The organism is Hyunsoonleella sp. J2K-J805, assembly GCF_057167125.1.
This window is the reverse complement of sequence record NZ_CM169901.1, coordinates 3,024,908-3,037,180: the sequence shown is the minus strand read 5'-3', so window position 1 is coordinate 3,037,180 and position 12,273 is coordinate 3,024,908. Positions and strand designations below refer to the sequence as shown.

10 protein-coding genes are annotated in these 12,273 nt (G+C 36.8%); 3 read left to right on the top strand and 7 right to left on the bottom strand.

Translation table 11 applies throughout. The features are described 5' to 3' along the window. Nucleotides 1-140: 140 nt before the first annotated feature. Genes AC1B0Z_RS13390 through AC1B0Z_RS13380 form a run of 3 tightly spaced genes read right to left on the bottom strand, consistent with a single transcriptional unit; the run spans nt 141 to nt 3,459 of the window. Nucleotides 141-1,289: a Gfo/Idh/MocA family protein gene (locus AC1B0Z_RS13390; RefSeq protein ID WP_483792545.1), complete on the bottom strand. Its 1,149-nt coding sequence runs from the start codon at nt 1,287-1,289 to the stop codon at nt 141-143. Between the two features lie 7 nt (nt 1,290-1,296). Continuing rightward, entirely contained in the window at nt 1,297-2,469 is a 1,173-nt protein-coding gene (locus AC1B0Z_RS13385) for an MFS transporter (protein ID WP_483792544.1), read from the bottom strand. Nucleotides 2,470-2,493: 24 nt separating this feature from the next. Further along, a complete protein-coding gene (locus AC1B0Z_RS13380) occupies nt 2,494-3,459 on the bottom strand; it encodes a sugar phosphate isomerase/epimerase family protein (protein WP_483792543.1) in 966 nt (321 codons plus the stop codon). Nucleotides 3,460-3,647: 188 nt separating this feature from the next. Between AC1B0Z_RS13380 and AC1B0Z_RS13375 the strand changes: the two genes are divergently transcribed. The 3 genes from AC1B0Z_RS13375 to AC1B0Z_RS13365 are packed head-to-tail and all read left to right on the top strand — an operon-like array spanning nt 3,648 to nt 6,762. Continuing rightward, nucleotides 3,648-5,357 carry a GMC oxidoreductase gene (locus AC1B0Z_RS13375; protein ID WP_483792542.1) on the top strand — a complete coding sequence of 570 codons (1,710 nt, stop codon included), beginning with the start codon at nt 3,648-3,650 and terminating at the stop codon, nt 5,355-5,357. Then, a complete protein-coding gene (locus AC1B0Z_RS13370) occupies nt 5,354-5,941 on the top strand; it encodes a gluconate 2-dehydrogenase subunit 3 family protein (protein ID WP_483792541.1) in 588 nt (195 codons plus the stop codon). The genes AC1B0Z_RS13375 and AC1B0Z_RS13370 overlap by 4 nt, the downstream gene beginning before the upstream one ends. Nucleotides 5,942-5,955: 14 nt before the next feature. Then, complete coding sequence (locus tag AC1B0Z_RS13365; RefSeq protein WP_483792540.1) at nt 5,956-6,762, top strand: 3-keto-disaccharide hydrolase; 807 nt, start codon at nt 5,956-5,958, stop codon at nt 6,760-6,762. Between the two features lie 8 nt (nt 6,763-6,770). On the opposite strand, the gene AC1B0Z_RS13360 is transcribed toward AC1B0Z_RS13365, so the two are convergent. From AC1B0Z_RS13360 to ilvC, 4 genes are all read right to left on the bottom strand, one after another. Then, nucleotides 6,771-8,009, bottom strand: coding sequence for an NAD(P)/FAD-dependent oxidoreductase (locus tag AC1B0Z_RS13360; protein ID WP_483792539.1), 1,239 nt, complete (start codon nt 8,007-8,009; stop codon nt 6,771-6,773). Between the two features lie 92 nt (nt 8,010-8,101). Further along, nucleotides 8,102-8,617, bottom strand: coding sequence for an azurin (azu, locus tag AC1B0Z_RS13355; protein WP_483792538.1), 516 nt, complete (start codon nt 8,615-8,617; stop codon nt 8,102-8,104). A 114-nt stretch (nt 8,618-8,731) separates the two neighbouring features. Continuing rightward, a complete protein-coding gene (locus AC1B0Z_RS13350; RefSeq protein WP_483792537.1) occupies nt 8,732-10,324 on the bottom strand; it encodes an NADP-dependent glyceraldehyde-3-phosphate dehydrogenase in 1,593 nt (530 codons plus the stop codon). Between the two features lie 424 nt (nt 10,325-10,748). Beyond that, entirely contained in the window at nt 10,749-12,224 is a 1,476-nt protein-coding gene (ilvC, locus tag AC1B0Z_RS13345; RefSeq protein WP_483792536.1) for a ketol-acid reductoisomerase, read from the bottom strand. Nucleotides 12,225-12,273: the final 49 nt, after the last annotated feature.

Sequence of the window (12,273 nt, the reverse complement as noted above, 5' to 3'; positions counted from 1 at the left end):
TCCGCTTATACCTACAAGGTTTTTTAAGAAACCTTGCAGGATCGCTCCTGTCGGGCTTTCACTAGTCGCTCTCTGCGAGGAGCTCCAACATGCCGTTCAATCCCTAACGCCGGTATATCCGCTAATTTTAGTTTTTACAATTACTTAATCTCTGTCCACGCCGCATTGTTTTTATCACTCTCCACAGCTGCATAAATAAATTTCATACCACGTACACCATCTACCACTGTAGGATAATCGGGGTTTTCTATAGTATTACCTTCATTTATAGCAGTTAAATGTGTTGCAAAATTTTTATAAATGGTTGCAAACGCTTCAAGATACCCTTCAGGATGTCCAGCAGGAATCCGCGATACTTTTAATGCCTCATCATGCAAGCCATTACCGTTTGGGGTGTATATCTTTTTCGGTTCCTCCAGCCAACGTGTAATCAATTCGTTTGGATTTTCTTGATACCACTCCAAACTGCCTTTGGTACCATACACTTTAATCCCTAGATTATTTTCTTCGCCTAAAGCAATTTGGGAAATAGAAATCGTGCCTTTAGCGCCATTATCCATTCTAATCAACATATTACCATCATCATCCAAAATTCTACCTTCTCCAAAACGCCCCAAATCCGCAGCTATTTCTTCAATTTTTAAACCTGTAATGTATTCAATTAAGTTTTCAGCATGTGTGCCAATATCTCCTAGGGCACCCCCAATACCAGAACGTTTTGGGTCTACTCTCCAAGCGGCCTGTTTCTGTTCTGTCTTTTCTAAAGAGGTTGACAACCAACCTTGTAAATATTGTGCTTGTATTTTCCTAATGGTTCCTATTTCGCCTTTTGCCACCATAGCTTTGGCTTGTTTCACCATAGAATTTCCAGTGTAATTATGTGTGAGCGCAAATAACTTTCCACTTTTAGCGACAATCTTTTCAAGTGCTTCCGCTTCGTCCAAAGTTAAAGTAATAGGCTTATCACAAACCACATGAAACCCATATTCTAAAGCCATTCTTGCAGGCGGAAAATGCATGTGGTTTGGGGTTACTATAGCCACAAAATCCATTCGAATATCTTCTGGCAACGTAGCTTCCTTTTTGATCATTTCTTCAAAAGTACCGTAGCATCTGTTCTTATCTAAGTTTAATGCTAATCCGGAAGCAATCGATTTTTCAGCAGTACTACTAAATGCGCCGCATACCAATTCAATCATCCCGTCAATAGCTGCTGCCTTTCTATGTACATCTCCAATAAATGAACCATCGCCTCCGCCTACCATTCCCATTCTTAATTTTCTACTCATATTTTATTTAAGCTTCTACTTTAGTATTTCTTTTTTTCATATAAATATGCAATCCTAAAAATGCAACAATTAGTATTGCTGGTAATATTGACATGGTTCTAAGAGCTTCAGAAGCATCAGCATTATCCATTAGTTTTCCCATTATTGGTAAAACAAGAGACACCGAAAACATACCTGCACCGCCCATAATGGATAGTCCCAATGCACCAGTTTCTGGCAAATATTCTGCTACAAAACCAAGCATTGTGGGCCAAAAAAACGTTACACCAATGGCAAATACAGCTGCGGCAACGAATACCATACCCCCACTCGTAATGGTTAACATCCATAGGCCAATAAATGTAAAAATTGCAGAATATAATAACATTCCTGACGGACTTAGTTTATGTACCACCTGTCCTGCAAACAGACGGCCTAATGCCATTATACCATTAATAAAGGCTAATACCAACAAGGGTTTTGCAACCGATTCCTTTAAAAGAGATTCTATACGCTGAGTCGTTCCCAGCTCTGAAGCTGCCGTTAAAAACATGCATACCACCATAAATAAAAACAAGGGTTTTAAAACACTTGAGAACATTTTTTTGTTACTTATCCCCATCTGCACACGCTCTGTAACAGGTATGTTTTGCCCCCAAAACAAAACACCATATATCACCAATGGAATAAACAAAGTTCCTACCATCACCTGCCAGCTAAGACCCATTACGTCCATAACCAACCAACCTAAAAGCGCGCCAATTACAATACCTCCTGGAAACCAAACATGAAACCTGTTCAACATTTTGGTTTTCTCATCAGGATACATTGATGCTACCATTGGGTTAAGTGCAGCTTCAACAAAGCCATTACCTATACCAATAAACAAGGTGGCAATAAACAATGACGTCATTGAGTCTGCCATGAGTGTTAAAACAATACCAACAGCATGCGTTATAAATGCCATCCAAGTTATTTTTTTTATGCCTAATAAATCCACCAAAGGCCCACCTATAATCATGGCGATTGTAAAGCCAAAAAAGGCAGGTGCAAAGGCGTATCCAATTTGCTCTAAAGTAAGCCCTGCACCTTCGGGACCAAAAACGGTTTCTAAACGGGCACGGATAGCAAATGTCATTGCTGTGGTAATTAATGCTAAGCAGCTAGCAAGGAATAACCTGTTCTTATTAATACTTTCCATATATTTGGTTGGGTTGATTGTATGCTAGCTAAGTTGTTTACCAACTTTAGTTAATAAATCTCGAGTGCCTATTATACCTTCTTCTTCGGTCATACCATGTCCTTCAAATTCGATTCCTACAAATCCCGTATATCCTGAATCTCTAACCATTTTCATAACTTTATAGTAATCAATTTTAGTTTCGTTACCGTCTTCATCAAAGTCGTACGATTTTGCGCTTACCGCTTTTGCAAATGGCAGTAACTCCTTCATACCTTTATAGGTCTCGTAAGCTTCTAAACAGTTTCTATCTTTATCTTTTTTGATACAGAAATTCCCGAAATCAGGTAACGTTCCACAATTTTCATTTTCAATTTGTGAAAACACACTTGCCATCCATTCGCCATTAGAAGAGAAACCACCATGGTTTTCAACAAGCACGTTAATATTTGAACCTTTTGCAAACTCCGACAATTTTGTGAGTGAATCTATACCAGCCTTAGCTGCATCAGCTTTATCTTTCCCTCCAGCCAAATTTACCCGAATGGCATGGCAGCCTAAAAAGTGAGCCGCTTCTACCCACTTATAATGATTCTCTATGGCCTTTAAACGTTGCTTGGTGTCAGCATCAGCCAAACCACCTTCACCATCAACCATTATTAATACATTCTGTTGACCTTCAGTATTTGCTCTAGTATTCATTTCCTTCAAATACCCCATATTCTTTGCTTTGTCCTTAAAAAAACCGTTGACGTATTCCACACCTTCACACCCAAAGCTTCTGGATTTTGTTGCAAAATCTAAATTAGCCATTTTACCACTTTGCAACGACCTATGGAATGACCACTGTGCTAAAGATATTTTAAAGAATAACTCCTTTGAGATTTTATCATCCTTAAGGTTATTTTCTATTGTACTCTTTTCTTGTGAATTTTTACAAGCCAACATCCCCAGAGCAGAAACCGCTAGCGTAGTTTTTGAGGTTTTAAAAAGGAATTCTCTACGATTCATATCAATTACATCTTTATTTAAGTTAAAAATAAATACTCAATGCTATAATGCTATACTTATTTTAATAATATAGCAACACAAAATAGCTATTTTTCCATTTATATTAATATTTTTAGAGATATTATTAATTTTTTACAAAAAATCATGACTAAAATTATGGATTGTTTTATTAATTAGATTTAATTAGAATGAATTATAATACAAACAATAAAACTTCAGAATATGATGCCATAGTTATTGGAACTGGTATTACTGGAGGATGGGCAGCCAAGGAATTATGTGAAAACGGACTTAAAACGCTTGTTTTAGAACGTGGGAGAATGGTAGAGCATATAAAAGATTATCCCACGATGAACCTAGACCCGTGGGATATGGAACTAAGAGGTGAACCCACTGCCGAAGAAAAAGCAACACAATACAAACAAGCCAGGACAGGCTACGTGGTAAAAAAAGATTCCCGCCACTGGTTTGTTAACGATTTTGAGCATCCATATAATGAGAAAAAGCGCTTCGATTGGATTAGAGGGTATCATGTTGGCGGACGTTCTATCATGTGGGGCAGACAATCTTATAGGCTTAGCGATTTAGATTTTGGAGCCAATAAAAAAGACGGACATGGTGTAGATTGGCCTATTCGATATAAAGATATTGAACCATGGTATAGCTATGTAGAAAGTTTTATTGGCGTTAGTGGAGAGGCTTTAGGTTTACCACAACTACCCGATAGCATCTTTGAACCACCAATGGAACTGAATTGCGTAGAAGAACACCTAAAGGAAGAAATGGCAAAAAACCAAGGGCGTGTTTTAACAATTGGCAGAGTAGCTCATATAACAGGAGATACACCTCGCGAAGGACGAGGCAACTGCCAATTTAGAGCCAGATGCCGACGCGGATGTCCTTATGGTGGGTATTTTAGCAGTAATGCTTCAACACTTCCAGCTGCTGCCAGTACAGGAAATATGACATTGAGACCTAATTCTATAGCATATGAAATTATATATGACGATACCCTTAAAAAGGCAAAAGGCGTAAAAATTATAGATTCTGAAACCAAAGAAAAATTGGAATTTGAAGCTGATATTATTTTTTGTTGTGCCTCAGCATTAGCTTCAGCTTCTATTTTAATGCAGTCTAAGTCCGAGCGGTTCCCTAACGGATTAGGTAATGATTCCGGAGAATTAGGACATAACATCATGGATCATCACCTAGGCTCTGGAGCTTCTGGAACTATTGATGGCTTTGAGGATAAATATTATAAAGGCAGAAGGCCCAATGGCATATATATTCCGCGCTTTAGAAACTTAGGCGATACGGATAGTGAACAAAAATCTTTTTTAAGGGGTTACGGCTATCAAGGCGGTGCGGGAAGACGCGGTATTGATGAACATGTAGCTGAATTGGGATATGGCAGCGAATATAAAGAAAAAATTCTGGAGCCTGGACCATGGCGTATGCATCTTGGTGGATTTGGTGAGTGCTTGCCCTATCATGAAAATAAAATGACCTTGAATTATGACAAGCTAGATAAATGGGGCTTACCTACGATTACGTTTGACGCAGAATGGAAAGAAAATGAGCTTAATATGCGCAAGGATATTATTAATGAAGCGGTTGAAATGCTTGAAAAAGCTGGATTTAATAATATTGAAACATTTGACAGACCTGCTGCACCTGGTATTGGTATCCATGAAATGGGAACCGCCAGAATGGGTAGAGACCCTAAAACATCGGTATTGAACAAGTACAATCAGATTCATAGCGTGCCTAATGTGTATGTTACCGATGGCGCTTGTATGACATCTGCTGGTTGCCAGAATCCTTCCTTAACCTATATGGCGTTAACGGCAAGAGCCGCAAATCATGCTGTTAAACAATTTAAAGCAAAACAATCATGAAACGAAGAGAAGCACTAAAAAATATCGGTTTAACCTTAGGATATTCTGCTCTAGCTCCAAGTGCGTTAAGTATTTTACAGAACTGTACCAGTGAAGCTGAAAAATGGACACCCGTTTTTTTTACTGAAGAAGAAGCTATAATTATTAAAAACATAGTGGATTTAATATTGCCTAAAACAGATGACTCACCTGGCGCATTGGATGTTAATGTTCCTCAGTTTATAGACCTATATGCTTCAAAAGCTTATGACGAAAAAGCTGTAGCTAAGTATAGAAAAGAGATAAACAGCATTGTGGACGCACTTCGTATTTCACAGGATAGTGCCAAAGCCTTAAATCCTGAAGATTACACGGCGTTGTTGGACAAATATTTAAAAGTATCCAAAACAGAGGCTATCCAATTTAAGAAAGAAAAGAATTTAGTGTTTAAGGCTCTTTCAAACTTAAGAAATCAAACCGTTTGGGCATACAAAACAAGCGAAACTGTTGGTGAGAAAGTATTGGCTTATGACCCTATTCCTGCACAACAAATAGGATGTATTCCCTTAGAAGAAGCTACTGGGGGCAAAGCATGGTCTTTATAAAAACTGTATGAATAATGAAAGTTTCAAACTACTTATCAGTAATACTAGTTTTGCTACTAGCCATTGCCTACTCTTGTAAGCAAGAGCAAAAAGAAGCATCTAAGGTAGAAAAGGAACAATGGATAAAGCTATTTAACGGAAAAAATCTAGAGGGCTGGAATCCAAAAATAAAAGGCTATGCCTTTGGAGACAATTACAACAATACGTTTATAGTTGAAGACGGCATTTTAAAAGTAAGCTACAAAGCTTATGATTCCTTCAGCAACGCGTTTGGACATTTGTTTTACAAAGTACCATACAGTGACTATAAATTTAAAATGGATTACCGTTTTACAGGGGAACAAGTTCCAGGAGGAAGAACTTGGGCACATAGAAATAGTGGTATTATGATTCATTGTGAAGATCCAAAAGGGATGGAACTAAACCAGAACTTCCCCGTATCCATTGAAGTACAACTATTAGGAGGAAACGGTGTGGATGAGCGTGCTACTGGAAATTTATGTACTCCTGGAACACATGTGTTTTACAAAGATTCATTAATTACGGAGCATATTATACAATCCTCTTCAAAAACCTACCATGGCGACCAATGGGTAAATGTTGAGATTGAAGTTAGAAACGACTCTTTGATTAAACATTTTATAAACGGGAAAGAAGTTTTAAGATACAGTAAACCTCATATTGGAGGTGGAGCGGTTAACACAGGGGACAAATGGAAAACAAAAGAGAACCAGCCATTAAAAGGAGGCTATATTTCATTGCAAAGTGAAAGTCATCCTGTTGAATTTAAAAATATTGAGCTTTTAGTTTTAGATGAGTAAAATAAAGATTACTCTTTATAACCACTTATTTTTTCGTGAATAGCTTTTGCCGCCAATTCTCCAGATAACATAGCTGCGTTTAAAGAACCATTAAGTAAAGTATCCCCCGCAAGATAAATAGTATCGGTAAGTTGAGTTTCGGAAGGGAAAATACTATAAGACACATTGGCAATATCAGGTAATGCATTTTTAATATGGTACGTTTTTAAGTGCCGTAATGTTGTGATATTAAAATGCATTTTCAATTCATCTTTAATGTGTTCTACAAGTTGTTTTGCTCCTAAATCATGTTGCTTTACTACACTAACCGATAATAATTTATTGGTGTTACCTCCACTGGATGGAAATGATATTGAATTTATAAGCGCTGCTTTCGTTTCTGTCAATAAACCAATCATATACTTTGGGAATACCATAGATGCATCTACTTCAAAATATAAAGTCTGCGTGCTTTTCCATTCGTTTACAGTGGTAGTTAAATTTGAAATAACATCCGAAGCTTCAGCAGCTACAATACAATAATCAAAGGCTATTTCTGTATCATCGCTTAAAACAATCTTGTTTTCCTTTACACTTTTAACTTCATGTTTATATTTAATTGTGGTTTGGTTTAGCTTTCCAAGTAATTGATTTGGAATATCCTGAATACCGCGCTTTGGAACAACAGCTTCACCCTCTCCAAACATCTTAAAAACAAACTCAAACATTCTAGATGATGTTTTCAATTCAGTTTCGAGAAAAATACCTGTAAAAAATGGTTTGAAGAAATCATGTATCATGGCATCTGAAAAACCAAAACGTTTTAAATATTGCAATGTAGTTATCGATTCATCTTTAAAAATAGCTTCTATTGTTTTTTTACTAAGCATCCGTTTAAGTTGAAATACTTTTATCTTATCTGATAATGAGCCCACCGGTGAAAATAATGTAGATCCCAATAAAGAAATATCTCTTAATGGATCGCCAATAGTTAAGCGTTTACCATTCTTAAATATATAAGATCCTGATACAAATGATTTAAGATTCAACGCATTGTAATCGAGATATTTTTGAGCCATTGGATAAGCACTTAGCAATACTTGAAACCCTCTGTCTAAAACATAACCATCTACTTCGTCAGATTGTACACGACCTCCAGCACGAGTATCAGCTTCTAAAATTGTAGGCTTGTAACCAAACACCTCTAACTGTAATGCCGCAACCAAACCACTTACTCCCGCACCTACTATTACTATCTTTTTGTCCATATCTCTTTTGTTTTTGGTCATCAAATGAATACAAACCAAAAAGTGCTTTATCCAAACAATAAAGCACTTTAAAAATGACTCTCATTTCTTGTTTATTCAACTATGAATTTCCCTTTCATTAAAGCATAATGCCCTGGAAAACTACATAAAAAGTCGTAAGTACCCGCGGCTGGTGCATCAAACTCTACCGAAGTGGTTTGTCCACCTCCTATTAATTTTGTCATTGCAATGATGTCTCCTTCTGCATCTGCTGGGATATAGCCGTTATCCCTTGCCGTGGCTGCCTTATTTCCAAAGGCGGTGAGATTAACTCCTTGTTTTAAAATAACAATATTGTGTCCCATAACATTAATATCCATTTTTCCAGTATGCCTTAACGTTAATTTTACTTTTTGACCAGCCTTTACACGCAGTTCTTTTTTATCAAACTGCATCGCATCATTTCCTGCAATTACTAGATTAGCAACATTATCATCTACTTTTTTTTCCTGTTTCTTGGTACCTAGTTTAATTTTCTGTTCAGGCGTTTCTTTCTTTTTTTCACCACCACAGCTAAGTACTAATGACGCTAATATTACCCCTGTAATTAAAAATTTAATCGATTTCATAAGCTTTTTCTTTTTTGTTTTTGCAAAGATAATTATTACCTCTCAAATTAGTTTTATGATGTATCTAGTTAAGAAAAACTAACTCTATAATAGAATCTTTCTAAATAGTGAAATTTATAGAATATAATCCGTACTTATAAAATTTGATGCTTTCTCATCTAACAATTCATTTAGAATGGCATTATTATATGCGTTGTCCTTTGAAGCGACAAAAGTTCTGATGGAAAATGACCGTAAAGCGTCTGTAACACTTAAAGTTCCAACAGCAGAGTCCTTCCTTCCCGTAAACGGATATACATCTGGCCCTCGTTGGCAAGAGCTGTTTAAGTTTACGCGACATACAAGGTTTACCAAAGTATCAATTAATGGAGACAATGTAGTGACGTTTTTTCCAAATAGGCTTACCTGTTGTCCATAATCAGATTCTGCCATATCGTCCAAAGGCTCTTCAATGTCAGAAAATGATACCACGGGAATTACCGGTCCGAACTGCTCTTCCTTAAATACTCTCATATCTTTTGTTACAGGAAAGAGTACAGCTGGAAATATAAAATTTTCTGTTGTTTCTCCTCCTTTTTTATTTAGGATTGAAGCACCTTTTTCAGTAGCATCATCTATTAATTTTTGAATATATTCTGGCTTTTCTACTTCTGGTAGTGGCGTTAATTTTACTCCATCCTCCCATGGGTTTCCAAATTTTAATTGGTCTACTTTATAAGCAAAACGTCTATTAAACTCTTCAACTATTGATTCGTGTACATAAAGCACCTTAAGTGCTGTACAGCGTTGTCCGTTAAAGGATAAAGTACCCGAGATACACTCTTCTACAGCTAAATCTAAATCTGCATCTGGTAGCACTATCGCAGGGTTCTTTGCTTCCAATCCTAATACCATACGCAACCTGTTACCTTTTGGATGTTGTGCTTGTAGAGCATTAGCGGATTTACTGTTTCCTATTAACGCTAGTACATCTACTTTACCAGATTTCATAATTGGTGTCGCCAAAACACGACCACGACCGTACACAATATTTACTACACCTTTAGGAAAACTATTTTGAAACGCCTCCAACAAAGGAGAAATTAATAGTACTCCAATTTTTGCAGGCTTAAATATGGTGGTATTTCCCATGATTAAAGCTGGAATCAATAGCGCAAAAGTTTCATTTAGAGGATAGTTATAAGGTCCTAAACACAAGATAACACCCAATGGCCCTCTGCGAATATGTGCATAAACACCAGCTTGTTTTTCAAATTTTGCTGAATCCCTATCCAATTGCTTGTAAGCTTCAATAGTATCGTAAATATATTCTACAGTCCTGTCGAATTCCTTTTCTGAATCAGGTAAATTTTTTCCAATTTCCCACATCAAAAGCTTTACCACCTCATCTCTCTTGGTTTTCATTTGTTCTACGAAGGTTTCCATGCAAGCAATTCTATCTTCAACCTTCATGGTAGGCCAAAGACCTTGTCCTTTATCATAAGCTTTTTCAGCGGATGCTAAAGCCTCCTTAGCTTCGGTTTCACTCAGTGTTGGGATTGTTCCTAAAAGTGTAGGTTTATACGATTTTGTACTTGATATTGTAGAATATACCTCTGTTGTATCACCGCTCCACTGTTTTAATTCTCCATCAACAAGATAGGTAGATTGGTGCAACAAATCGGTTATTTTATAGTCATTTGGAATTTCAGCTTGTGCTTTACTCATAATTTCTTTTATTAAAAGTGCTAAGATACTTCATTGATACCATTAGATCGCCTTGTAAAGATTGATAATACCATAGTGAACTTAATATTTAAATTCAGTTTTTCAAAGAAAATACACTAAAATGTTTGTTAGTTATAAGACCGTTATTTTGTAAATAGACGAATTTGCGTTAGGGATTATAGCGCATCTTTTTTCGCGGAGCTCTTCTAATTACTAGATTTTCAAAAAATCTAAAAAATTGTCTTTAAATGACAAGGTTCCGAAATGATTTTGAGACTGCTTCGCAAAAAGATATAGTCGAAAGCCTGCCTGTGATACCGCAGATAGGCAGGCACCCAAATACACACTTAAACAAAAAAACCTCGCATAAAATATGCGAGGCCTTTCAACATTAAAAAATGTTTAGCTTAGTTTAGTTGAATTATTATACAATGGGCTTCATTGCCGTCATAGCTGTTCTTAAAAACGTTCCAATTTTCTCAACAGGATGGGCTCTTAGTGCTGCATTTACCTCTATAAGTTTAGCATTGTCAACACCTTCACCATTATCTTTTGCAAAAGGCTTTCCAATCACATCAGTACTTACGGTTTTCATGAAATCTGCTAATAAAGGCTTACACGCATGATCGAACAGGTAACAACCGTACTCTGCGGTATCAGAAATTACACGGTTCATTTCATACAGCTTCTTTCTCGCAATTGTATTTGCAATTAATGGTGTTTCATGCAGAGATTCGTAATACGCAGATTCATCAATAATTCCAGATTCTGTCATAGCTTCAAAAGCTAACTCTACCCCTGCTCTTACCAGCGCCACCATTAATACACCATTATCGTAGTATTCCTGCTCGCTAATTTCCATGTCGCCAGCTGGTGTTTTTTCAAATGCCGTTTCAGCAGTTTCAGCTCTCCACCCTAGTAACTTAGCATCACCATTTGCCCAATCTGCCATCATACCACTAGAGAAATTACCTTCCATAATATCATCCATGTGCTTTTGGAACAATGGGCGCATAATATCCTTTAATTCTTCCGACAATTCAAAAGCTTTTATTTTCGCTGGGTTTGATAAACGGTCCATCATATTGGTGATACCACCATACTTTAAGCCTTCCGTTACAGTTTCCCAACCGTATTGAATTAATTTTGAAGCATAACCTGGATCGATACCTTCTTCTACCATTTTATCAAAACAAAGGATAGATCCTGTTTGTAACAAGCCACAAAGAATGGTTTGCTCTCCCATTAAATCACTTTTTACCTCAGCTACGAAAGACGATTCTAGAACTCCTGCTCTATCTCCCCCAGTCGCAGCAGCATAAGCCTTAGCTTGTGCCCAACCCTTTCCTTCTGGGTCATTATCTGGATGAACTGCAATTAATGTTGGCACACCAAAACCTCTTTTATATTCTTCACGTACTTCAGAACCAGGACACTTTGGCGCACACATAATTACGGTAATATCCTCACGTACTTTCATACCTTCTTCTACAATATTAAAACCATGAGAATAAGATAATGTAGCACCTTTTTTCATCAAAGGCATTACTGCATTTACCACATTAGTATGTTGTTTATCTGGAGTAAGGTTTAACACTAAATCAGCCGTTGGGATTAGCTCTTCGTAAGTACCAACATTAAATCCATTTTCGGTAGCATTTACAAAAGATGCACGTTTTTCTTTAATAGCAGCCTCACGCAACGTATAAGAAATATCTAAACCAGAATCTCTCATATTTAGCCCTTGGTTTAATCCTTGAGCACCGCAACCTACAATTACAATTTTCTTGCCCTTTAATGCGTTTACGCCATCAGCAAATTCTGAAGCGTCCATAAATCTACATTTAGACAATTGGTTTAATTTACCAGCTAATGTAAGTGTGTTAAAATAATTTTCCATTGTTTGTTTATTGATTTAATAGTCTGTTTGCATCTATCAACCTAAGATG